A 24907-nucleotide genomic window follows, 5' to 3' on the forward strand; every position below is an offset into this window, starting at 1 on the left:
TTCAAGCAACTAATCAGCATGTGAAATTGTGAGTTACTATGCATAATTCAGAGTCGGAAAGGACATATTGATAATTAAAAAAGAACTTGAAGTATTAAGCATAGGGGGATTTCCATGACAACTATAGTCAGGATAACCAATGTAGAAATATACAATCTAAAAAATGTGAAGAAAGGTGAATTTCATACAAATTCAACTTTCGATACTTTGGAAAAAGCTGATGTCATAGGATTTTATGGTCAAAATGGTTCTGGAAAAACAGCTGCGGTAGAAGCTTTCAACCTATTAAAAACGTTGTTATCAGCCCGGCACGATGCATCACTTCCTAAATTAACATTTAACTTGCTCTATTTTGGAGAAAAGACAATTCGTTTGGTTTTTCGATTTATTGTGGAAAACAGTTTTGGTGAATTTTACGTTAATTATTCCGTTTCCTTATCTGCAGGAAAAACAAAATATCAGGTGCTTGAAGAAGAATTGGTATACCGAAAAAACAAAGAAGAAGATCCATTCGAACTTTTGATTTCAAAGAAAGAAAACAATATCGTCATTGGAAATAGAAAAATTCATGAAATGAATGAATCGGAAAGAGTCTCCGTTATTGTTGCCAATCGGATGGCTGCTAGTAACGCAACTTCCCTAGTTTTTAGGGACGAATTGAAAGAGGTGTTTAGCAACGCCCTTGGTGACCATGAAATTGAAATTATAAAAAGTCTATCCTTCAACTTTAATCAAGATCTACATGTAATTGATACGATTCAATATGGTTTGTTAATCGCTAATCTTGTCATGCCATTTAGTGTTCACCTTGAAAAAAAGCGTGGTCATATACCATATGAGATGACAGACACAATGGTGTTGCCAATCGATTTATTTGAAACAATAGATCAAGTGGTTACCCAAACGAATATTGTTTTACAGACAATAATTCCAGGTCTTCGAATAATAGTTAGACAAATCAATAAACAGAAGTTAAGTGATGGCAATGAAGGGATTCGCTTTGAGTTTCTTGCGAGAAAAGGGGAGATTGAACTACCGCTACGAAGCGAGTCTGAAGGTACTTTGAAAATCATCTCTATTTTAAGTACATTAATAGCCGTTTACAATAGACCAAACGCTTGCGTAGTGATTGATGAGTTGGATGCGGGGATTTTTGAGTATCTACTTGGTGAAATATTGGAGGTATTGAATGAAAATGCACAAGGACAACTTATTTTCACTTCACATAATTTGCGTATATTAGAAGTTCTCCCCATTCGAAACTTATGGTTTACGACACTAAACGAAGAAGACAGGTACCATCAACTAAAAGGCGTTAAAGAGTTGAGCAATGCGAGGGATGTCTATTTACGTGCTGTACAACTAGGAGGACAGGAAGAAGCAATATATGAAGAAACAAGTTTGTTCGATATTAAAACAGCATTCCGAAAAGCAGGAAAAGTACATGACGAATAGTAAAAAGAAAGTTGTAATATTAATTGTCGAAGGAAGTTGTGAAGAGGTTTTACTATATAATCGGTTGCGCAGTCTCTTTGAGCAGCATAATATACGATTCCATATACAGCGTGGTGATATTTTATATGATTTAGACAAGCCGAAAGAACCAATCACGTATGTAATTGATAATGCTGTGAAAGAGTTTATGATAAAAAGTAAATTTCGAATCGATGATATATTTTGTGTTGTGCATATTACTGATATGGATGGTTGTTTTATTCCAGAAGAGGCTATTATTATAGATGAAACACAAAAAGAACTAACAGTTTATCATACAGATCGAATTACTGTGCCCCATGATAAGCAGAAACAGCAAATAGCAGTTAGGAATGTGGAAAGAAGCAGAAATATCAATGAGATGAAATCAACAGTTAAAATACTTTCTGGAGAAATCAATTATCGGATGTACTATTTTTCAAGAAATTTAGAGCATGTTTTATTTGAAAATCTGAATCCGGAAAAAGGCGGGAAATTTCCTGAAGTTGAACGTTTTATTGAACAGCTTGAGATTCCGATTGAAGAATTTCTGCAGGATTCAATGCCAGAATTGAAAGGAATCGATCCTTATTCGGAAAGCTGGAAAAGAGTAACTGTGGATACAGCATCACTGCAAAAATACAGTAATGTGCCTTTGTTATTTGAATTCATAAAATTACAATCTGAACAACTTTGAGGTTATTGAAAGTCGTGCGAGTAATCTGCTGGAAATGCTCATAATTAGTGTCCATAATCATGAACATTAGCGTATAAAAGATGTGTAGTATGGCAATACTGATGTATCACTATGCGATTTTAGAAAGGAGAGTCTAATTTTGAGCGAGAAAAAACCTCAGCATGAACAGATGACGACTAAAAACAATGGTTTGAGTTCGATGCAAGAAGTGGTGTATCATGAAGAATTTAAAAAAGCAGATAAAGCTATTAAAAATGGAGAAAACAAGGATAAAGAGAATAAAAAAGGCTAATTATTGTCAGGGAGAAAATTGATATAGTTTATAGAGGATCAAAAAACGATTGCAATATAACTGCAATCGTTTTTTGAATTGATAAAGCTATTTCTGTTGACGATAATACTCATCGATTGGTACAAGTAGACCTACATTTCCATATGTATCATCATTCGATGTAGCGAATACGATGCCAATCACTTTACCATTACGATTAATAACCGGACTGCCGCTGTTCCCACGATAGACAGGGGCCTTCATCATAACGACAGGTACATCCCAATCTGGTAGTTTTAGATAATCAATAATCTTTCCTTGGTTTGCAATGCCAGTAAAGCTTAAAGGATTTCCAATGAAGTAAACGGATTCGTCATCTCCAAACTCCGTTTTTTCGGCGAGTTGTAGAAATGGGAAATTACTACCTTTCACTTTTACTACAGCGAGATCGACGGATGGATATGTATGTATGACTTCAGCATTGAAACGGCCCTCATTTGGAAATAGAACCGTTACAGAATCATTTCCTTCGACAACATGGTAATTTGTAAGGATTATTCCATCATTTGATATTGAAAAGCCGGTGCCTTTGCTGTCTTCTGTCTTAATAACAACAACAGACTTTTTATATTCCGTGATATTATCTTGTTGGGATAATTTTGAGGATGTTATTAAAAAGTCAATAGCAGGAATCGAATAGATTTGAAAAATCATTCCAAAGGTATTGAAGAACAACACGATTGAGATGAGCCAGAAAAGCCATTTTGGAAAGGGGCGTTTAATTTTGTGGTTCTCTTTCTCTTTTGTCGCTCTTATAAGGGCTTCACGTTGTGCTTCTAAAACGAGTACTTGTAATTCTTCATCATCTATTTCTTCCAAAATGTCTTTATCTTTCAAATCACTCTTATGGCTATCATTTAAGTCCACAAGTTCACACCCTAACCATTATCATTATAGTCATTATACACATATGCATGAACTGGGATTATCATATGGAAAAACTCTATTTCAATATCATTTTTCTTCGTTTTCAAAAAAGCGTTATTGAAACGTCGTCAATTAATGATTCTCTCTGGATGAGTATACAGGTTGAAGGAGTTTTGTCGAACAAAGCCGATAATGGTAATGCCAAGTTCTTCCGCCAGTTCAAGCGCAAGTTCGGTAGGTGCTGATTTTGAAAGTACAATTTCACAGCCGATTTTTGCTACTTTCAATAAAATCTCAGATGAAATTCGACCGCTAAACACAATAACTTTGTCGCGTACTGGAATATTATTTTTCAAACAATGCCCATATATTTTATCCAATGCATTATGTCTACCAATATCCATCCTTGATAAAACAATACCGCTTGGTTCACACAAAGCAGCATTATGGACGCCGCCCGTTTGGTGGAAGAGGTCTGCAGTTCTATCCATCTCCTCCATCAAGAAGAAACAATCTGCGGGTGTTAGGTTAACATGGATTTCTGTCATCTTTTTTGCTGTCAATGCATCGTTGGCGAACACAAATCCTTGTCTACTCATACCGCAACAAGAGTTGATGTAGCGCTTGTTCAGTAGTTTTTCGTAAAAGGGATACATTTTGACAGTTTTGATATGAACGACGCCCAACTCTTCCTGCACCCAAATTTCTTTGATATCATCATACTTAGGAATGACGCCTTCAGAGACCAAAAACCCAACAGCCATATCTTCGATGTACTCAGGTGAGCAAACGATTGTGGCAAATTCTCGATCGTTGATTTTGATGGTGACTGGATGTTCGACTACAACTAAGTCTTCTTGTTTAGAAAATTGTTCGTTTGAATAACGAGAAACAGTCCGTTTCTTATCTAGTTTCAACTATCTTCCCTCCCTCATGGCCAATATTTCGGTCGAAAAGGAATACGGATACAGCAATGTCATCTTCAAATTTGATGTCCGAGAATAGGTGGACAAACTTAGCACCGACGAGCTCTTCCATGCCTTCAGGTGGTGATTTTTGATAAACTTCCTGGATCATTCGGGTCCTTGCGGTATGGACCATTTCTTTTCCTTCCTGTGTACCAGCAATAAAATTTTCGGTCGGTGTCAAATTCCCATAAAGTGTGGAAATTATCATATTATCGACAAAAACCGTATGGATTCTTTCAGGACCTTTACCAAACAAATCCTTTCTGAGTTTTCTGATGATATCGTTAAATTGATGTATCTTTTTCGACATTTATTTATTCCTCCTTTGTAAGTAAAAGTAAAATATATTAATAGAAAAAGTATTGATTGATTATTCTTACATGTTCAAATATACTAGTATTAAAGAGGGCGGTACAGTATTAACTGCTGTGACGTTATTGAACGTTATGAAAAAAATGGATTGGTAATTTAACATGTCCTGTTAGAAGACTATTCCACTATGAAAGTGCACTTGTCAAGTTAGTGTATTTTTTCATGGTGGTTTTTTATTGATAAAATAGGAGGCGCCAATATGCCAATTAAGATTAACGGTTCCGAATATGACTTCGTGGAAGGCAAGACAATTCTTGAGGTAATCAATCATTATCAAATTTCTCATCCGCAAATATGTTACTTACCAGAAGTAGACCCAATTGAGACGTGCGATACGTGTATCTTGGAAGTGGATGGTCTTCTTGTGCGTGCTTGTTCAACAAAAGCAGTTTCTGGAATGAACATTGCGCTTTCTTCGACTCGAGCTAAAGAAGCCCAGACCGAGGCGATGGATCGGATTCTCGAAAACCATCTGCTGTATTGTACAGTATGTGATAACAACAATGGCAACTGTAAAATACATAATACAGTGGATATGATGGAGGTCGAACACCAAAAGTATCCTTATGAACCAAAGTGCACACAAGATAGTGTTGATTTTACGCATCCGTTTTACCGATACGATCCGAATCAATGCATTGCTTGTGGTCAGTGTGTGGAGGTATGCCAAAACTTGCAGGTAAATGAAACCTTGTCGATTGATTGGGAGAGGGACCGTCCAATAGTCCTGTGGGATGGGGGAGCAAAAATCAACGACTCATCCTGCGTTGGTTGTGGCCACTGTGTTACCGTATGCCCTTGTAATGCGCTAATGGAAACCTCAATGCTTGGCGAAGCTGGTTTCATGACTGGGCTGAAAGAGGAGCTTCTAACGCCGATGATTGAACTAGTTAAAGATGTTGAGCCAGGGTATAGCGGAATTATGGCAATCTCGGATGCAGAAGCAGCGATGCGCGATACAAGAACGAAAAAAACGAAAACAGTTTGTACATTTTGCGGTGTTGGGTGCTCATTTGAAGTGTGGACAAAAGACCGGGAAATTTTAAAAATCCAGCCGGTTTCAGATGCACCGGCCAATGCGATTTCTACATGTGTTAAAGGGAAATTTGGATGGGATTTCGTTAATAGCGACAAACGCATTACGAAGCCACTTATCCGTAAAGATGATTCTTTTGTTGAAGCTACTTGGGAAGAGGCACTGAACCTGGTTGCACGGAGACTAGGAACAATCAAAAATGAGTATGGAAAAGACGCTGTTGGAATTATTTCTTCGTCGAAGATTACGAATGAGGAGAACTATGTGATTCAAAAGCTTGCTCGTCAAGTTTTTGAAACGAATAACGTCGACAACTGTTCACGTTATTGCCAATCCCCAGCAACGGACGGCTTGTTCCGTACAGTTGGCATGGGAGGGGACGCTGGAACAATTAAAGATATTGCTAATGCAGGTCTAGTGATTATTGTTGGGGCTAACCCAGCTGAAGGACATCCTGTACTTGCCACACGTGTAAAGCGAGCTCATAAATTACATGGGCAAAAACTAATTGTTGCTGATTTACGAAAACACGAAATGGCGGAACGCTCGGATATTTTCATTAGCCCGAAGCAGGGGACAGACCAGGTGTGGCTAATGGCAGTTACAAAATACATGATCGATAATGGATGGCATGACCAGTCGTTTATTGATGAAAATGTCCATTACATGGAAGAATTCAAAGAAGTATTAGAAAAATATACACTTGACTATGCCGAAAAAATTACTGGCGTGTCGAAAGACATGCTCATTCAAACAGCTGAAATGATTCGTGATGCTGACGGTACTTGTATTCTTTGGGGAATGGGAGTGACACAAAATACTGGTGGATCAGACACTTCAGCTGCCATATCCAATTTGTTGCTTGCGACTGGTAACTACCGTCGATCCGGAGCAGGAGCATATCCTCTTCGGGGGCATAATAATGTACAGGGTGCATGTGATATGGGATCACTACCAGGATGGCTTCCAGGGTATCAACACGTTACTGATGATACAGCGCGTCAGAAATTTGAGAAGGCTTACGGCGTTAAAATAGATAGTAAGCCCGGGCTCGATAATATTCAGATGCTACATTCCGTTGATGACGGAATTATGAAAGCGATGTATATTGTAGGTGAAGATATGGCGCTTGTCGATTCTAATGCGAACTACGTACATGACGTCTTGTCTAAACTCGACTTTCTTGTGGTTCAGGATATCTTTTTCTCGAGAACAGCACAATATGCAGATGTCATTTTACCGGCGGTACCATCACTTGAAAAAGACGGTACATTTACAAATACAGAGAGACGCGTACAACGTTTATACAAAGCACTACCAGAACTTGGCGAAGCGCGAGCGGACTGGTGGATTGTTCAAGAAATCGCTAATCGACTAGGTGCAAAATGGAACTACAGTCATCCTAGCGAGATTTTTGCGGAAATGGCAAGTCTCTCACCATTATTCTCTCAAGCAGATTTTAGTGTGATGGAAGGCTGGGATAGCTTTTTATGGGGCAGTTTTGACGGTGCTAGCACACCACTCCTATACGTGGATGGTTTTAACTTCCCGGATAAAAAAGCACGTTTTGCTTTGTCAGACTGGGTTGAACCTGTAGAGTTTCCAGAGGAATATGATCTTCACATTAACAACGGACGTTTACTTGAACATTTTCACGAAGGTAATATGACAAATAAATCAGATGGAATACAAGAGAAATTGCCCGAGGTTTTCGTTGAAATTTCACCAGAACTTGCGAAAGAACGCGGCGTGTTAAGTGGTTCTCTCGTCCGTCTAGTTTCTCCATATGGAGCATTGAAGTTGCCGGCTCTCGTGACGGACCGCGTCAAGAACAATGAATTATTCTTACCGATGAACTCGGTTGAAAAAGATTCAGCCATTAACTTCCTAACTGGTCCCGCTGTCGATCAGCGTACAAATACACCTGCTTATAAACAAACGAAGGTACGAATGGAATTACTTCAAAGAGGCGGTGAAAACCCATTGCCTAAGTCGAATCACCGTAATAAAAGTCGTCATCCACAAAATGGTGTAGAAGTGGAGCGTAAATGGGCGCGTCCAGGATATGTTCAATTAACTGATAAAGAGTGAGGTGATGTTTAATGGCAGTACCCATTACTTCTATTCGTATAGAAGAACTACCACTAGAAGAAAACAAAAAGAAGAAATTAGATGAACTGCAATCATTGATCATCCAACAGGATCAAGCTCTCAATAAAATACTTGAAATTACCGGTGAATTGGACAATGCAGGAGTTTTTGATGCCGTGAAGGCAATGGTGAAAGCGAAAGATGATATTGCTAAAATTGCGGTAGACCAAGTGTCGAAGGAACCAGTGACTAATCTCATTAATCATATGCTTAATGCAATATCGGTGATTTCATCAATTGACCCTGAACTTACCGCAAAGCTGGGAGTTAGTATTAAAAGTGGTCTGCATGAAGCGGAACTTTATAAAGACAACGAACAGAAGGTGACTATTTTCCAGATAATGACGGCTTTAAACGATGCTGACATTAACCGAGCTGTTAAATTTGGTTTAGATTTTATGAAAGGAATGGGGAAGGAATTAGCCGGTGACGATTAAGCTACATGTTTATAATACGATTAATTATTAGTGTCATTTGCATAAAAATAGCTCCTTCCAAACGACGACACGTCGAGGAAGGAGTTTTTGGAGATATAATCTTGTTATTAAATGAAGATAAGTGTTGATACTAGTTAGTAATCAAAAAGATCCGCTTAATTTACTTTGGTACGAAAGTTTTACAATCCGTTTCTTCACTGCTTGAAGCTTGTTTACCCTTTTGACTGACAACATAAATTGAATTAGCTCTACATTTGTTTCCTGAACCCCAATATTTACAGTTATTCACTTCGCACAAAATTTCTTGTGACATCGTAACACACCTCCTTTTTGTTATGATGAACAGAATTGATAGGAACGATACCTTTTAAAAACTGTACTCTTTTTTAATAATTTATTTTCTGAAAATGTCGCAATTACAGATTTCTGAATGAGCACAGATATGGATTTAAAGCAGAACTTATCGTAAGTTAAATAAAAATCATTGCTTAGAAGTTATGTATGAAGCATAATATACACAAAGCGAAATTAACCATAGGAGTTGTTCATAAATGTCTATTGATAAAAAATCAAAATTACAACTTAAAAGTCAGGGAAAACAATCAGAGAATAGAGGCATCCTGTTGGTGAAATGTCCGGAGAAACCGGGAATTGTCTCAATGTTGTCGACGTTTATACATAATCACGATTCCAATATTATCGAATTGAATCAATATTCAAATGACCCAGAAAATGGTACTTTTTTCATCCGGATTGAGTTTTATTGTGAAAGTCTGGTTAATAAGTCATTAGAAATGGAAAAGAATTTTGAATCGGTGGCAGCTAATTATTCTATGAACTACCATTTTGTATATGGGAATGAACGCAAACGGACAGCTATCTTTGTTTCAAAAGAGACTCACTGTTTAATGGAGCTTTTATGGGAATGGCAAAATGGCGACCTAAATACAGACATAGTTGTTGTTATTAGTAACCATGAGCATGCGCGTGGAATCGTTGAGTCATTAGGTATACCATTTAAATATATTCCCGCAAACAAAGACATTCGAAAAGAAGTTGAACAAGAACAGATTCGCCTAATGGAAGAGTATGATGTTGATTTATTGATACTTGCTCGTTATATGCAAATTCTTACGACTGATTTCGTCAGCCGTTTTGAGAATCAGATTATTAATATTCATCATTCTTTCCTTCCTGCATTTATTGGTGCACGTCCATATGAGCGTGCATACGATCGTGGTGTGAAACTAATTGGGGCGACATCCCACTATGTAACGAATGATCTTGACGAAGGTCCCATAATTGAACAAGACATTGAACGGGTAGACCACCGTGATAGCATCATTGATTTGAAGAAAATAGGTAGTCGGATTGAGCGTCGTGTTCTTGCGAAAGCTGTAAAGTGGCATCTTGAAAATCGAATTATTGTAGAAGGTAACAAAACAATAGTATTTCATTAAAAAGTGATTGCAGCTCCTTATCCCCAAAATTAAATAGACCAGTTTCAAATTTAAACACGATAATAGTTAACTTCGTGTCCAATTAGAAACTGGTCGTTTTGTTGTTTAACTAATGTAACTTATGTGCATTGGAAAGTAACGATTTGGTCTAAATCTGTACCCCAAGGAATCCAGGAAAATCCATTCCACTTATATCCAGTTGTTGCTAAATAATCGATGTATGTTGGATGATACCAAAATGAACTGCGGTTTTTGAGTTTTATAAAGGTATCGCGATATAAGCAGCCGCGCAGTGCGCCTGGGTCCACTGTAAGTACTCCACCTTTATGCTGAGGCATCGTTGATGGTGGGGGATTAGTAGGTGCTGAACCTTTTTTTGTATCTTGAATGTGTTCATCGCTTTTCGGGTAATGTGGCTGTCCAAAAGGGAGTTCTGTATTATTCGGATTTAATGGCTCGGGAATTTGATTCTCATTCAATATTGAGTTCCTCCTTTAAGTTAGCTTCGTCTTAGTATATGTGAGTAAAGAAAATTAGGAACGTCAATCATTTTATGTATGTTTACCTGCGTTTCAATTCTCCAATAATTCTGGTTTTTTAAGGCCAGCCAGGTATGTTATAAGCGATAGGAAATTGACATTTCCCGATATTGGCCCGTAATGAATGGGAACGAAAACTGTATGCAGTGAAATCTTAATAATTTAATACATAAAAACCGTCATTAAATTAAATCAGACGGTTTTTTGTCTATTTATTAAGAACGTCTAAACACCCAGCCGGCACAGACGAAGAAAAATCCTGATGTTGCAAGTAGAGGCATTTGTTCGTCCCAGACGCTGAAAAAGACAGTTGTAAGGGACAATACTGCAATGATTCCCGCAAACATACGTGTTTGTAAACGGGTGCGCTCAATCTCTCTCCTGGAATCCCGCGTTTGCATGTATTCGCGCATGCGTGTCGGTTCATCGAGGAACGTATTTAATTTATTTGGGAGTGTTCTCAAAGGTCCAATGAGTTTGAGTGCAATACGTTTTGCATCATCTTTTGAATATGAACCGTCTCCGATTGTTTGTTTCTTCGCCCACTCCACTATTCGCGGTCTTCCAATTGCAAGTAAATCAACCTGTGGATCCAAGACATGAAGAACACCTATGAAAATTGAGACAGCTCGCCCTAAAAAAGCGAACTCTGACGGAAGCTGTACCGGTTGTGTACGGATTATTTCTTTTAAATCATCGAGTAAACGGTCAATCAAAAAACTATTCATTTCATTTAAGTCATTCGATTCATAGGCGTTTACAACACTTTCAATTGCCTCTGCCAATATGCTTCGATCCGCATTTGGTAACAAGAATTTCAAAGCTTCCAATCCATCCAATACTTGATCATACTGTTTGAAAATAATCCCTTCAACTATTTCTAATATCGAACGGGCCTCGACAGGAGTAATGTTTACTATCATCCCAAAATCGATTAAAAAGAGCGTGCCATCCTGCTGAACTAAAATATTACCGCCATGTGGGTCAGCATGGAATTGACCACCTTCAAGTATTTGCTCTAGAAACAATCGGACAAGTCGTTCCGAAAGTTCACGGAGATTGATGTCATTCTGCTCAAGAAAAGCAATATCTGTAATGCGAGCCCCTTCAATCCATTCCATAACAAGAACGCGACGCGTGGAGAATTCATCATAGTAGACGGGAAAACGAACACCCGGCATACTCGTAAAGCGTTCTGAAAAGCTTCGTCCGTTTTTCATCTCCTGCAAAAAATTCAACTCTGCGCCAATTGTATCAACCATTTCTCCATACAATAAGTTGAAATCTATTTGTTTACTGAATGAAGTGAACCTTTTTATTAACCAAATAACAATTCTCATAGCACGAAAATCGACTCGTAGAATTCGTTCGATATTTGGTCTTTGAATTTTTACGGCAACGGCAGTTCCATCTTTTAATGTGGCCTTGTATACTTCGCCTATAGAGGCCGAAGCAATAGGTCCATCAGAAAGGGTTTCGAGATACCCATCGAAGCTCGTACCCCATTCATCCTCTAGGAGTCTAATCGCTTTTTCTTTAGGAACTGGTGTCACATGATCTGTTAAACCTTCCAATTCTGCAATAAACGATTGAGGCATAATGTCAGCCCGTGTTGACAAGAATTGACCCATTTTAATCATTAAACCGCCTAGCTCTAACGCGATTTCCTTATATTCTTTCGCTTGTTTCGTTACAAGAATTTCCCACTTTTTATTAACTGAAGGCGTAAAGCGGCCCCTATATCTACTTTGAAAAGCCATGATTTGGGTGAAGAATTTCACGGACATCCAAACAATTCGGAAAATCCGGTAAAATGCTAAATGATTCATATAATTTGCCTCCCGATGTATTCCATTATAGACAGTTAAGCTTTTATCGTTCAAAATGGTAGACTTAAAAGAGGTACTTATTATTCTGGAATAGACATGTTAGACTTAAATGTATTCTTATTTAATAAAAGGACGTGTTTTTTTTGATTGGACGTAATGACCCATGCCCGTGTGGCAGTGGAAAGAAGTATAAAAAGTGTTGTGAATCGAATAAAGATTTTTCAGTAAAAGAAGCGCAATCGAGCGAATTAGAAATGATTTTGCAAGCTTTTTATGAAGAATACCCTGAAAAGAAAGACTTGAATCAATTTTTGAGTCTCGTGAAAAAGTGGAGTGAACCACTTCAGCAATATATAGCGGTAGAAATGATTGAAGCGATTGTAATGGATGAATTCTTTTTTCATGAAAAACCTGATATTTGGGAAAGCTATCTAGGCAAACTACAGAAGAAAGTTATCCGACCCTCAGTACTTAAAGTTATAGAAACATGGTCCAATCCCAGAGCATTTATTGGTCAGGTAGTGAATGTGGATGAAAACTATTTATCCGTAAAAAATATATTCGGACAAGAAACAATACGTTTAAGACGTGAAAGTGAAAAACCTGTTCCCATGGATGTACATGTATACTGTTTCATTCTGCCGGACGAATCATCTATTGATAATCACTATTTGGCGATTTCAAGTTTGATATTTTTCCCGACTGACCATGATAAAGTGTTTGACGAGTTCGTACAGCAATTTGAGATGCAACATGAACATTCAATTTCCTCTTTTCTTAAGGAAAATGGAATTTCGTTTTGGAAATTGCTTGGTGAAGATGGATATGATGGAAGTGAATTTACCGATTTTGAAGTAGGTGTCATCCAGGTAGTACTTGATTTTTTAGACAATAATGAACGAGAATCCGAAAGATTATTGGATCTACTAGAGGATTACTTAGTAGAGCAGCAGCCGAATGCACGTAAAGAAGTAGCTATAGCAGCTGGAGCAATTAGATTTGGTCAGGAGAATTCATTTTTTGAACCTCTAGACATGAATATAAAACAGATTGCAGAATGGTTTAAGGTATCCACTTCTTCATTGAACAGGTATTACAATGAATTAAACGAGTATTACCAAAGCAATAAATAAACAACAGGATAGGCTGGAGGAGAGATTCTCTAGCGTCATAAATAATAAATTTATCGAAATGAGATTCTAAAATCCTGAAATAGAAATCGGCCCCATGATGCGAGTAACAATCGTATCACGGGGCTTTTTTAGTAGTGATGTTTCTTCGGGGGAACTGTGTGAGCTGAAATTTTTATAAGCTGAATCCAATGTCTCATAAGAAGTTTTTTCATCATTTCACCAGCACATAAATCGACTTTCTTGTGGGAAGCTATCTTTATATGGAGGTGTGGAAATGGGTAAAAAAACGTCAGGTGATAAGGATGAAGCGGCAAACCTTACATGGTGGCAATTATCCCTAATTGGAGTAGGTTGCATTATTGGTACAGGGTTTTTCCTAGCTTCAAGTTTTGCGATTAAAATGACGGGACCTTCTGTTATCCTAGCCTTTATAATGGCTGCAACTGCAACGTATATTGTATTTGAAGCGCTTGCGAAAATGTCTGCAAAAGATCCACAGAAGGGGTCTTTTCGGACCTATGCAAAAAAAGCATATGGACGTTGGGCAGGTTTTTGTAGTGGCTGGGTTTACTGGTGTTCCGAAATACTCATTATTGGCAGTCAGCTTACTGCGATTTCAATCTTGTCTGGGTTTTGGTTCCCTAACGTAAAATTATGGATATTCGCATCGATTTATGCAGTTTGCGGTTTAATTGTTCTCTTTATTGGTGCAAAAGCGTTTGGGAAATTAGAGAGCGTATATGCTGTAATGAAAATCGCCGCTATTTTTATGTTTATCGTGATCGCTATTTTAGCGCTGACTGGGACAATTGAAGGCGACCAAAATGCAGGAATTCCAGAAACAGTAAATGAATTCTTTCCGAACGGTTTAACAGGGTTTTGGAGCGCACTGTTATTTGCCTTTTATGCTCACGGTGGTATTGAAGTAATGGGCGTGATGGCAATTCATCTGAAAAATAAGGAAGAAGCTCCTAAATCAGGGAAAGTGATGTTGGGGTTGCTTGGAGTAATATACGTTACCGCATTATCCTTAGCACTATTACTATTGCCATACGATAAGTTCAGGGAGAACAAAAGCCCATTTGTTGAAGCATTATCAGGAGTTAGCAATATCGAATTTTTCCCGCATGTGTTTACCGCAGCAATTATTATTGCCGGTTTTTCAACGATGTCTGCGTCTCTTTTTTCGGTAACCACGATACTTGTGACAATATCAGAAGACGGGGATGCCCCTAAAATATTCAGTAAACAAACAAAAAAGAAGTTCAAAATGCCGTTATTTGCAATTGCTTTAACATCAACCGGTCTTGTTCTTTCTATAGTCACATCTTTATTATTGCCTGATAAAGTATATGAATATATAACCACTGCCGCAGCATTAATGCTCCTTTATAATTGGTTTTTCATTTTAACGATGTACCACAGATTAATCGAGACCACTACTGCAGATAAGGTGAAAAGAGTGATTGGAATGATTCTTGTTTTTGGAGCTGTAAGCGGAACATTATTTCATCAAACAAGTCGGCCTGGCTTTTTTATAAGCTTAGGATTTCTCGCGGTAATTGGAATAGTTGTCTTATTGTTGCGAAAGAGATGGAAGAGAGAAGAAGCTCAAAATAGCGCATGATAAGCTTGAATACCAAAGTAAATTCCAAATCCAATCATAGCTAGTGACGAAAAGATGGAAATGACTTTCAAAAGATTGGTGGATAAAAATCTGCGGGCGCCACTTGAGATAGTTGCCATTATAGTATCCCATAAAATGATACCGACTATGATGGCTATGCTATTGATAAGTATTTGATTGCCTGTGAAATTTTTGGCCGTTTCGGCAAGGACTGAACCATAAATCCCTAGCCAAAATAAAATTGTAAGGGGATTCAAAAGTGACATGAAGAAACCTGAAAATAAGGAACGTCTGAGGCGTGTTTTTTTACCAAATCTTAAAGCTAACTCAATTTTATGCAGTGAAAGTAAACTCTCAATTCCGGTATATGTAAGAACAAAACAACCAAATGACCAAAGAATGATCTTTACGAGAGGGAATTCAATAATTTGACCAACGCCGAAGTAAACCATGATCATATACAAGACATCGGCAACTAATGCTCCAATACCAAAAATCCAAGCATGAAAAAATCCGTTCTTTATCCCCGTATCCAGCTGCGCCGCATTAACAGGTCCTACAGGCGCAGCTAAAGATACGCCTAAGAAGATATAGGCAGCTATTGAATTCAAGCAATAATCCTCCCTTAAATTGATGTCTATGCATCCTATTCGAAAGGAGTGACCTGTACAACTATTATAAAGGAGAAATTATAGTGAAGGGAAAATGGTTATTTCATACCCTCGACTTGATTTATATAAGATATTACCTTAGAAATATGATTTGTATTTGTTTGAAGAATGAAATAGTTATTGGATTTGTTGCATATAGTAGATATGAATAATAGCAGGGGGTGTGGTTCCGTTTATTGAAAAGGCACTTTTTATTATCATTACTTTAAGAGTTATTTCAGGAAGTATTGAGATAACAGCTGCAGCGTTAATGTTTAAATTCAATGATTTAGAAAAAGCCTTTTATATCAATACGCTACTTGCCTTAGTGGGTCCCGTAATTTTAATTGTTACGACAGGAATTGCATTACTTGGTCTCGCTGAAAAAGTGTCATTGATGAGAATAGTATGCCTTTTTTGTGGAATATTTCTTATAATTTTTAGTTTAAAATCTGAATGAGAATGCAGCAATACATGTTATTTACATACTTTAATATAAAAGGACCCAATCAGCCATAATAGCTATTAGGTCCTTATTTTTATGTTGTTTTATTTGATTTTTCAATTTCCTCGACTTTGATGAACTTAAAGACAATGAACACAAGGATAATCCCTAATACACCTGCCGTAATGTAACTGACATTGAGAAAGTTTTTCATAGCGAGTGACATAATAGGTGGACCTGCTGCTACGCCGATAAACCTTGCCGAACTATAAAAAGAAGAAACGGTTCCTCTTAACTCTTTTTTTATATTTTCTGTAATAATCGCATCAAGTGCAGGTAATAATGCACCAATCGCAATTCCAACTATACTTGTTACGATTAACAGAAGGATAAGTTTTTCGCTTGTAAACCCGACGAATATGACGCTGGCGGACATCGCAATCAAGCAAATAATCATTACTTTTTTTATCGTCTTGAGATTACCTTTAATTTTACGACCGGAAATAAAGGAGGCAATACAAAGTAGCAGAAGTGGAATGGCCAAAACGAATCCTTTTTTAATACCCTTTATATCATGAACTTTTTCAAGGTTTTCTGATAAGAAAAATAACATGCTGAACAATATAAGCATTACAAGGACTCCATTAAGGAATACAGTATACAACCATTTACCTTCCACTTTGAATACTTTTTTTGTGTTACTTAAAAATTGCTTGAACTTTACTGGCTCATCTTTTTCTTTAGGGACTTTAACGAAGAAAAAGATGAGGGCAAAGGAAATTAAACTAAGTGCTGAGATGGAGAAGAAAGGAAGAAACCATAAAATAGCAGCAAATACTGAACCTAAGATTGGACTTAATACTTTTCCAAACGTGTTCGACGTTTCAATAATACCTAAACAAGAACTCGTTTTTTCATCATCATCCTGGTAAAGGTCACCCACGAGTGGCAAAACGATTGGCATGGCTCCAGCTGCTCCTACTCCCTGCAGAATCCGTCCCACAATAATCATTGTGTATGGGTCATTCATTTTCCATGAAGCGAATCCGGCAATCAGACCACCGATTAAAGCGAAGATTAAACTCGGCAAAATCACCATTTTCCTACCAAAGCGGTCTGATAAATAACCGGCTACTGGTATTAGAAAAATTGCCGCAACTGAGTAGCTTGTAATGATCATACTTGATTGAAATGATGTGATACCAACTTTTTCTTCCAGTATCGGGAGCACTGGAATAAGCATGGAATTCCCAAGCGTCATGATGAGAGGAATTGAAGCCATGCTTACAATGCACCATACACTTACTTTATCTGCACTTTTGTCCATTACCACACCTCGATAATTCCTGATTTTGATTAGTAAAGGTATGGTTTCCTTGCCTGTGCAATTTATGCGTTTAATATTTATCTTTTGAACTATTCAAATAACTAGGGAAGATACTATGTAAAAATTTGAAATGATTCTTATGAAATTTTAAGATGGTTTATAAAAATAACGTTTGAAAAGCCTGAATACCAAAGTATATTCCGAATCCGATCATGGATACGGATGAAATAATGGAAACAATCTTCAAAAACTTGGTGGATAATAATTTACGAGCGCCACCAGATAAAAAGGACATTATTAAATCCACAAACATAATACCAACCAAAATTGCAATGCTATTTAAAATAATTTGATATTCTGTAGAAGCACTAACTGTTTTCGCGAGGATAGAACCATAGATTCCTAGCCAAAAGAGGATGGTAAGTGGATTCAACAACGACATGAAGAAACCTGATAGTATTGATTTTCTAAGTCTGACTCTTTTTCCAAATCTTAATTTCATCTCAATTTTATTTAGTGATAGTAAATTTTCTATACCCGTATACATAAGTACAAAACAGCCGAACGACCAAAGAATTATTTTCATTAAAGGTGAATCAATAAATTGACCCACTCCAAAATATACTATGAACATATACATGATGTCGGTTGTCAAAGCACCCAGACTAAAAAACCAAGCATGAAAAAATCCACTTTTAATACCCGTATTTAATAAGACGGATTTAACAGGTCCAATTGGTGCAGCCATAGATATGCCTAAAAAGATATAGGTGAATATAGAATTCATGAATAGCCCTCCAATAAAATGATGTCCTTGCATTTTATTCAAAGACAATTACTTATAGGACTATTTAAAGGGGAAATTCTAAAGTAATGTTTGTGGTTGAATTTTATCCCTTTGGATTATTAACATGAGCTTAAGTTGCGATAGCTTCGTATATCCGATTAAAGATTTTTTAAATAGCTGATTCGCTAAGTGATTTTTTGTAAAAAAAAGGGTCATCGTCGTAGAGTGAAGCTATGAGAAGAAATGTGTAAGCAAGCTTGTCAATATGACAAGACTGTGGCAGTATATAAGCATATAAGGCACCCCTATATATTTTTAAAATTGTTGAGAGTAAATTGCTAGCAATATATGTCTGGTTGAAATGCCTATAATGAATGGAGGAAATGAAATAATGGTAAACCTACCAAATTGCCCAAAATGTAATTCAGAATACACTTATGAAGATGGGACACTTCTTATTTGTCCAGAATGTGCTCATGAATGGTCTTTTGAATCAGAATCCGAAAGTAGTGAGCCTGAAAAGATTTATAAAGACAGCAATGGAAATGTTTTATCCGATGGTGATTCTGTGACAGTGATTAAAGATCTTAAAGTAAAAGGAAGTTCATTAGTCGTTAAAAAAGGAACCAAGGTAAAAGATATACGTTTGGTAGATGAGGATCATGATATTGATTGTAAAATTGATGGAATCGGAGCTATGAAACTTAAAACTGAATTTGTTAAAAAATTATAGAAAGCTATTCATGCAAGGGCTTCAATTTCTTTCATAAGTAAGTTCAGAAAACAACACCCATTAATTCACGTATTCGTTATGTCACGAAGTACTGCAAAGGAGAGACTCCATATACTTGAGAGTCTCTTTTTTTGGTACTTAATAGGGTATTATACGAGGAATGTTACACTTTCATATGCTGGTATATGATAACTTTGTGAATCTAAGGAGAATTATGAAATAACTTGAGTTTGACCGTGAAAATGCTGATATAATGAAGTTTAACTCTTTTAAGTAATTGGTTATTTTGTTTATAGCACATATGATCTAACTGAAAAGATTGTATGTTCGTTTATAGAAAGGTGTAGAATACATGAAACTTCAATTTTATAATCATGCGTTTACTGAACTCATAGAAAACTATACATTAACCGACGAACAGCTACGATTTACTGGGACACCCAATGATGCCATTGATCTATCGAATACAGAGCAGAATCGCTATTCGATTTTAGCAGTAAAAAACGAGCAACTGGTAACGTTCTTTAGCCTACATAAAGGTGAAGGGGTCAAGCCTTTTTCACCGAATGACAATGCAATATTAATTAGAAGTTTTTCAACGGATTTTCATCAACAAGGTAAAGGTTATGGTAAGAATGCTTTAATGCTTTTACCAGAGTTTGTTAAAAGTAATTTTAAAGATATTGATGAGATTGTACTAGCTGTAAATGTTAAAAATGAGAAAGCCCAGGCTTTGTATAAAAAATGTGGCTATATTGATGAAGGCGTACGAGAGATGGGGAGGAGCGGAGAACTTATTGTGATGAGTTACCACTTGTAAGAAAAGAATTAATTTTTCGATTAGCAAAGCAACTAATTGAGACGAAGGAAAAATTAATGAAATAGTCGGTAGATCATAATGAGAAAGGAATTGAAGAGGATGAAACAAGTTAACAGTTATATCGATACGGTTTTTACGAAGCAAGATGCTCTTTTGCAGGATGTGATTTCTTCTATTGAAGAAAACGGTATGCCTGCCATATCGGTATCCCCTTCTTCTGGCAAGCTGCTAACGATGCTAATCTCTATTTCAGGTGCTAAGAATATACTTGAAATTGGTGCACTTGGCGGCTATAGCGGAATTTGCCTTGCTAGAGGATTTGGAAGTGAAGGGAAACTAACCTCCCTTGAATTGGAAAAGGATTATGCAAATTTGGCCTCCAGTAATCTAGCTAAAGCTGGCTTTGGCGACCAAGTCTCCTATATGACAGGCGCTGCTTTGCAAAACCTGGAGAAACTAGTCGACAATCATCAGCGATTTGATTTTTTCTTTATTGATGCAGATAAAGAAAACTATGAAAATTACTTGGAATATTGCATTCAGCTTGCAGATTCAGGTGCTTTAATCGTGATGGATAATGTGCTTGCTGGTGGTAGTGTAGTGGACCAAAGTGCAAAACCTAAACGCTATACCGAAATAATGAAGAAGTTTAATGAAACCGTAGCCAACCATCCTCAATTAGAATCGCTTCTTGTTCCAATCGGTGATGGGCTGACGCTTTCAAAAGTAAAGAAGTAATTGGAGAATGCCTTATTCTAATCTGTTCGAAAGCATCTGATTGAGGATGGAATCTTTATTTTTGAGAAGAGAAATCCGATATTCCACGAGTTGGGAGCTGTTGATGGGTACGAGCAAAAGTATATTGATAAATATGGAAATCGGTTCATTGAATCCCAGCGTGATGAATATGATTCTATGGCACAAATATTGCATTGTTATACTAATCGGCAAATTCATCAGAGAGACACTTTAATCGCTAAAGAGCAAGATGGTATTTCCTTGCGCTATACATTTCCACTTGAAATGGAAAGAGTACTTAAGAATAATGGATTTGAGATCATTCAAGTATTCGGTGATTGAGATAAAAATGAGCTCAATGCAAAAAGTGTTTCGATGGTGTATGTATGTAAAGTTATAAACTAAAAGTAGCCAAGTTCTGAAATCACTCAGAACTTGGCTTTTCTTTAGACGGCGGCTAATAGAAAGCTTAATCATACAGCTATTTTGTATGTGTTTTCTCAGGAACCTTTCTTCGAATGAACAGAAAACACCAAATTGCACCAATCAGCCAAAAAACACCCGCAAAATAGCCTGCAATTACATCACTAGGGTAATGAACACCTAAATGAACCTCCCACGACTGAAGTCACGGGTGTTCTTGGCTTAATCATAAAAGTTTTGTTTAGTAACCAAGAAACATTGTCCGTTATGAATGGAGTAACCCGAGTCAAAGCTACTGGGGAATTTCCTCCAGCCCAAAACTAGACAAAGCCCTTGTTAACTACTACCTGAGTTATCAAGGGCTCAAAAGTCTGTTATCTTGTTAAGGGAATTTTATTCATCAATCTAAATTGAGCTATTGTATAGCAAAGGTTACATACCAACTTGAATTTATCAGTATATCTTCATATAACGTTCAACTTCCCAAGGATGCACAGTAATTCGGTAACTTTCCCATTCCAATTTCTTCTCTGCCATAAAGTTTGTGAAAATATGCTTGCCAAGAGCTTCTTGGATAATTTCATCTTTACCAAGTGCGATGAGTGCGTGATCAAGGTCAGTTGGTAAGGTACCGATTCCTAATTCTTGAAGCTCGGAATATTGCATTTCATAAATATTACGATCAACGGGCTTCGGTGTCTCAAGTTTACGTTTGATGCCGTCTAAGCCAGATTTTAAAATAGTCGCCATTGCAAGATATGGATTTGCTGCCGAGTCAACGGAACGGACTTCGATTCGAGTGCTTATGCCCCGGGAAGCAGGGATTCGGATAAGCGGACTGCGGTTTTGAGCGGACCAGGCGATGTAGCATGGTGCTTCGTAGCCAGGTACAAGTCGTTTGTAGGAGTTAACTGTCGGATTTGTCACTGCTGTAAAACCAGGAGCATGCTCAAGAACCCCAGCCATGAACTGATATGCTATTGTGCTCAATTGTAATTCACCATTTTCGTCAATAAAAGCATTTTTACCATCTTTAAATAGGGAAACATTGCAATGCATACCCGATCCGCTGACGCCGAATAGAGGTTTTGGCATGAAGGTTGCGTGTAAACCATGCTTTCGTGCAATCGTTTTGACTACGAGTTTGAATGTTTGGATATTGTCGCAAGCGGTTAGTACATCCGCATATTTGAAGTCGATTTCGTGTTGTCCTGGTGCACACTCATGGTGGGATGCTTCAATTTCGAAACCCATTTCCTCTAGCTCCAAAACGATGTCGCGTCGACAGTTTTCTCCAAGGTCCATTGGGGCAAGGTCGAAATAACCGCCGTTATCGTTTAGTTCCATTGTTGGTTGCATGTTCTCATCAAGCTTGAATAAGAAAAATTCTGGTTCAGGTCCGAGGTTGAAATCTGTGAATCCGAGCTCTTTCATCTCTTTTAATACACGTTTTAAATTGCCACGAGGATCACCTGTAAACGGAGAACCGCTAGCAAGAGAGATATCACAGATCAACCGTGCAACTCTGCCTTTACCTGAAGGCCAAGGGAATACCATCCACGTGTTAAGATCCGGTATGAGGTACATATCCGATTCCTCGATTCGTACAAATCCTTCGATTGAAGAGCCGTCGAACATCATCTTATTATCTAGTGCTTTTTCGAGCTGGCTGATGGGAATTTCCACATTTTTGATCATTCCTAAAATGTCGGTGAACTGAAGTCGAACGAAATTCACATTTTCTTCTCCTACAAATTTGCGAATATCTTCTTTTGTATAATTCCTCATCATGCCACTCTCCTTAAGTATCGTTAATTACGGATTACTCCATAACATTTTTCTATAATATAGCAAAAAGTTTCCATTAACAAGAAATTTTTTCAGTGACATCATTCCATGAAAAAGGCCAACGTTAAATGAGCTATTATTCAAAATCATATTTACCCAAGCGTTTTTTTGTTTGCTCTCTATTATTAAAATAAAGGATCGACTTGCGCGAGGCAGTGCTAATGCGCCTACGCTCAATTTAATATATATATTCAATACTTCGTCTTATACAAGCTTTGCGAGTTATCAATTATATTAATTAAAACTTCCAGTAGTAGTGGAGTTTCGGGTATAATAGAAAGAAGTAAAAATACCATCATTCGATATAAAGGGGGATTTCTTATGACTGAAAATCATGAAACAAACGAGCAAGATGCACCAAAGAAAAAAATTAGCTTAAAAGAAGCGATGCAAAAACAATTAGAAGCAAAGAAGAATCAAAACGCCGATAACAATAAAAAAGGTAATTCAATACAAACTGCAAAAAAAATGCAAAGCCAACAAACGAAAAAAGTTAGTAGCGCACGCAGAAAAATGGGTTCTTAAAAATAAAACGCAAACCATCGGCTACCTTGGTTTGCGTTTTTTCAATACAATACTACAATTACGTACCATGGGCTAAAACTCTAAACATGAATGTATAAAAAGGGTATGTGTTTCAACAGATAATGGTACAATACATATTGAAGGGTTATCATACGATATCCCCTTGCATAAACAGGATATTGAAACAGAAGGAGATTGGATTACTTGAATAATGGTATAAAAAACGAAATGCCTCCAAACTATGATGAATTAAGGAAGGCAGTAAACAGGACGTCGAATTGGAGAGTCCGTTTAGATGCTATCGAAGAATTGGGACAGTGGAAACATAAAAGGACTATCGATGTACTGCTGCATAGAATGAACAACGATGCCGTCTATAAAGTGGTAGAAGCGGCTTACCGTAATCTTGTGAAGTTTGGCGAAGATGTGCAGCTACCGCCAAGAAATAAATTTGAGTTAATTAAAGATGCTAATAAAGTCTTCTTCAGAATTAAGAAAAGTTTGCCGGCAGGCCATACGTACGAAGAGTACAAAGAAAAGTTGAAGAACATGAGACTTGATTTGTATGACACGTATGAAGGGGATAAGGGTGCAGAGTTTGATGAATGGCTCCAAAACACCTGGGAGACGACAAAGGGGAAATAGATTGAAGGGATTTTTGGGGGACATCCCCCAAAAATCCTTCAATCAACCGTATTTTAATAATTTATCGCATCATCGAATGTTACTACAGAATTTTTTATCTTCTTCAAATACATGACCATACAGTGTATTTCCTAAGTGCATTGCAATTAACGTAGCAGGATTTCGAATTAAGATAGTATCAAATGCATTATTAAAACTTCAGCAAGGGTAGCTGTTGAGGCTATCAATAAATAATCATTTTTAGACACACTTTCTCCTCTGAATAACTTAATTTTCAACTAACATTTTCGATATAGTTTCAATGTTAACTAGAAATCGCTGATAACAATAGTTCTGCGATTTTTTTATTTTTGACGCCCTCGTACCAAATCTATCTCTCGTTCTATCCACGGTCAGTTTTTTGTTTTCGAAGTCTATATCTTTCCACTTCAACCCCTATACTTCCTAAGTTAAACCCACAATTATTGCTAAATAGTTTTTTAAATGTACCCACCAACAAGAAAAAAATGAACTCAATGAGTTATCGTGAAATGTTGAACCGGGATATAGCAGATAAATCATCACTTAAATATAGAGAAAAACCTATTCTTCTTAGGTTTGGCTAAAAGTGATCCGGTTACTTTCTTCGCGATAAACTTTGCAGGATTCTTCATCGCAGTTGCTTCACCCTTACCTCAACCAGGAATAACGGCTTTCTTTACTGATCTTTTTACATGCGATTGTATCATTTTTAACGGTGAGCATGGTTTTTTAATCTAAACTTTAACCCCTTCATTCAAACTAGAATACACAAACTATTAAAATGAGGTCGAAATATAAAAGGAAATCCAGTGTAGGATTCCCATAAGAATAATTTTTTACAGAAATCAGGATAATCGCCAAGCCGGAATTAATGAGTGAAATTGAAAAAAGTAGCTCACCACAACATGAATTATCGAATATAAAACTGGTTAATGGGGATTACCCTGTTGATGGTAAACTGGGCAGAAGGGGGCTTAGTTAATCGAGTAGGAGGGAGTGATTAACTCCCGACCTCTCACACCACC

Annotated in this window: 25 protein-coding genes; 15 read left to right on the forward strand and 10 right to left on the reverse strand. The window is 37.2% G+C overall.

All coding sequences use genetic code 11. The features are described from left to right. Positions 1-114 precede the first annotated feature (114 nt). From AC25Y6_RS04800 to AC25Y6_RS04810, 3 genes are all read left to right on the forward strand, one after another. Complete coding sequence (locus AC25Y6_RS04800) at positions 115-1455, forward strand: AAA family ATPase (RefSeq protein WP_488142201.1); 1341 nt, start codon at positions 115-117, stop codon at positions 1453-1455. Further along, complete coding sequence (locus AC25Y6_RS04805) at positions 1445-2170, forward strand: hypothetical protein (RefSeq protein WP_488142202.1); 726 nt, start codon at positions 1445-1447, stop codon at positions 2168-2170. The genes AC25Y6_RS04800 and AC25Y6_RS04805 overlap by 11 nt, the downstream gene beginning before the upstream one ends. 139 nt (positions 2171-2309) lie before the next feature. Next, complete coding sequence (locus tag AC25Y6_RS04810) at positions 2310-2462, forward strand: YfhE family protein (RefSeq protein ID WP_488142203.1); 153 nt, start codon at positions 2310-2312, stop codon at positions 2460-2462. 87 nt (positions 2463-2549) lie between these two features. Here the strand turns inward: AC25Y6_RS04810 and AC25Y6_RS04815 are convergent, their stop codons facing one another. The 3 genes from AC25Y6_RS04815 to AC25Y6_RS04825 form a co-directional block, all read right to left on the reverse strand. Beyond that, positions 2550-3368, reverse strand: a complete 819-nt coding sequence (locus AC25Y6_RS04815; RefSeq protein ID WP_488142204.1) for a S1C family serine protease — start codon at positions 3366-3368, stop codon at positions 2550-2552. A gap of 128 nt (positions 3369-3496) precedes the next feature. After that, positions 3497-4285, reverse strand: a complete 789-nt coding sequence (gene fdhD, locus AC25Y6_RS04820; protein ID WP_488142205.1) for a formate dehydrogenase accessory sulfurtransferase FdhD — start codon at positions 4283-4285, stop codon at positions 3497-3499. Next, entirely contained in the window at positions 4272-4646 is a 375-nt protein-coding gene (locus AC25Y6_RS04825; RefSeq protein ID WP_482105209.1) for a Na-translocating system protein MpsC family protein, read from the reverse strand. The genes fdhD and AC25Y6_RS04825 overlap by 14 nt, the downstream gene beginning before the upstream one ends. A gap of 261 nt (positions 4647-4907) precedes the next feature. Here AC25Y6_RS04825 and fdhF point away from each other — a divergent pair, with 261 nt between their 5' ends. Both fdhF and AC25Y6_RS04835 read left to right on the forward strand, forming a co-directional pair. Beyond that, positions 4908-7835 (forward strand): formate dehydrogenase subunit alpha, encoded by a 2928-nt coding sequence (gene fdhF, locus AC25Y6_RS04830; RefSeq protein WP_488142206.1) that lies wholly within the window; start codon positions 4908-4910, stop codon positions 7833-7835. Positions 7836-7846: 11 nt separating this feature from the next. Then, the gene (locus AC25Y6_RS04835) at positions 7847-8332 is read left to right on the forward strand and encodes a helical membrane plugin domain-containing protein (protein WP_482105208.1); all 486 of its coding nucleotides are present in this window, start codon (positions 7847-7849) and stop codon (positions 8330-8332) included. Between the two features lie 160 nt (positions 8333-8492). Here AC25Y6_RS04835 and AC25Y6_RS04840 read toward each other — a convergent pair whose 3' ends face one another. After that, positions 8493-8645, reverse strand: coding sequence for a DUF1540 domain-containing protein (locus tag AC25Y6_RS04840; protein WP_482100689.1), 153 nt, complete (start codon positions 8643-8645; stop codon positions 8493-8495). 238 nt (positions 8646-8883) lie between these two features. On the opposite strand from AC25Y6_RS04840, the gene purU reads away from it, so the two are divergent. Then, positions 8884-9792, forward strand: coding sequence for a formyltetrahydrofolate deformylase (gene purU, locus AC25Y6_RS04845; RefSeq protein WP_488142207.1), 909 nt, complete (start codon positions 8884-8886; stop codon positions 9790-9792). Positions 9793-9911: 119 nt separating this feature from the next. Here purU and AC25Y6_RS04850 read toward each other — a convergent pair whose 3' ends face one another. Beyond that, on the reverse strand, positions 9912-10271 hold the full coding sequence (locus AC25Y6_RS04850; protein WP_488142208.1) for a hypothetical protein: 360 nt from the start codon (positions 10269-10271) through the stop codon (positions 9912-9914). Positions 10272-10546: 275 nt separating this feature from the next. Next, positions 10547-12160 (reverse strand): ABC1 kinase family protein, encoded by a 1614-nt coding sequence (locus tag AC25Y6_RS04855; RefSeq protein WP_488142209.1) that lies wholly within the window; start codon positions 12158-12160, stop codon positions 10547-10549. Positions 12161-12303: 143 nt separating this feature from the next. Here AC25Y6_RS04855 and AC25Y6_RS04860 point away from each other — a divergent pair, with 143 nt between their 5' ends. Beyond that, entirely contained in the window at positions 12304-13293 is a 990-nt protein-coding gene (locus tag AC25Y6_RS04860; RefSeq protein WP_482105204.1) for a YecA family protein, read from the forward strand. 274 nt (positions 13294-13567) lie between these two features. Further along, positions 13568-14920 (forward strand): amino acid permease, encoded by a 1353-nt coding sequence (locus AC25Y6_RS04865; protein ID WP_488142210.1) that lies wholly within the window; start codon positions 13568-13570, stop codon positions 14918-14920. Here AC25Y6_RS04865 and AC25Y6_RS04870 read toward each other — a convergent pair. Continuing rightward, a complete protein-coding gene (locus tag AC25Y6_RS04870) occupies positions 14905-15531 on the reverse strand; it encodes a LysE family transporter (protein WP_488142211.1) in 627 nt (208 codons plus the stop codon). The genes AC25Y6_RS04865 and AC25Y6_RS04870 overlap by 16 nt on opposite strands. Before the next feature lie 223 nt (positions 15532-15754). Between AC25Y6_RS04870 and AC25Y6_RS04875 the strand changes: the two genes are divergently transcribed. Next, positions 15755-16030: a YqhV family protein gene (locus AC25Y6_RS04875; RefSeq protein ID WP_488142212.1), complete on the forward strand. Its 276-nt coding sequence runs from the start codon at positions 15755-15757 to the stop codon at positions 16028-16030. Between the two features lie 79 nt (positions 16031-16109). Here the strand turns inward: AC25Y6_RS04875 and AC25Y6_RS04880 are convergent, their stop codons facing one another. Then, on the reverse strand, positions 16110-17342 hold the full coding sequence (locus AC25Y6_RS04880) for an MFS transporter (RefSeq protein ID WP_482100681.1): 1233 nt from the start codon (positions 17340-17342) through the stop codon (positions 16110-16112). Between the two features lie 157 nt (positions 17343-17499). Further along, positions 17500-18129 (reverse strand): LysE family transporter, encoded by a 630-nt coding sequence (locus tag AC25Y6_RS04885; RefSeq protein WP_482100680.1) that lies wholly within the window; start codon positions 18127-18129, stop codon positions 17500-17502. Positions 18130-18520: 391 nt separating this feature from the next. Between AC25Y6_RS04885 and AC25Y6_RS04890 the strand changes: the two genes are divergently transcribed. From AC25Y6_RS04890 to AC25Y6_RS04905, 4 genes are all read left to right on the forward strand, one after another. Then, the gene (locus AC25Y6_RS04890) at positions 18521-18862 is read left to right on the forward strand and encodes a zinc ribbon domain-containing protein YjdM (RefSeq protein ID WP_488142220.1); all 342 of its coding nucleotides are present in this window, start codon (positions 18521-18523) and stop codon (positions 18860-18862) included. A gap of 352 nt (positions 18863-19214) precedes the next feature. Then, positions 19215-19682: a GNAT family N-acetyltransferase gene (locus AC25Y6_RS04895; protein WP_488142213.1), complete on the forward strand. Its 468-nt coding sequence runs from the start codon at positions 19215-19217 to the stop codon at positions 19680-19682. Positions 19683-19781: 99 nt separating this feature from the next. After that, positions 19782-20420: an O-methyltransferase gene (locus AC25Y6_RS04900; RefSeq protein WP_488142214.1), complete on the forward strand. Its 639-nt coding sequence runs from the start codon at positions 19782-19784 to the stop codon at positions 20418-20420. Between the two features lie 90 nt (positions 20421-20510). After that, positions 20511-20762 (forward strand): hypothetical protein, encoded by a 252-nt coding sequence (locus AC25Y6_RS04905; RefSeq protein WP_488142215.1) that lies wholly within the window; start codon positions 20511-20513, stop codon positions 20760-20762. Between the two features lie 534 nt (positions 20763-21296). Here the strand turns inward: AC25Y6_RS04905 and glnA are convergent. Beyond that, positions 21297-22631, reverse strand: coding sequence for a type I glutamate--ammonia ligase (glnA, locus tag AC25Y6_RS04910; RefSeq protein ID WP_488142216.1), 1335 nt, complete (start codon positions 22629-22631; stop codon positions 21297-21299). Positions 22632-23012: 381 nt separating this feature from the next. Here glnA and AC25Y6_RS04915 point away from each other — a divergent pair, with 381 nt between their 5' ends. Together AC25Y6_RS04915 and AC25Y6_RS04920 are read left to right on the forward strand one after the other, a co-directional pair. After that, positions 23013-23216: a hypothetical protein gene (locus AC25Y6_RS04915; protein ID WP_488142217.1), complete on the forward strand. Its 204-nt coding sequence runs from the start codon at positions 23013-23015 to the stop codon at positions 23214-23216. Positions 23217-23444: 228 nt separating this feature from the next. Next, positions 23445-23861 (forward strand): HEAT repeat domain-containing protein, encoded by a 417-nt coding sequence (locus tag AC25Y6_RS04920; protein WP_482101002.1) that lies wholly within the window; start codon positions 23445-23447, stop codon positions 23859-23861. Positions 23862-24907 lie beyond the last annotated feature (1046 nt).

The sequence above is a fragment of the Sporosarcina sp. Y1004 genome, assembly GCF_057669665.1.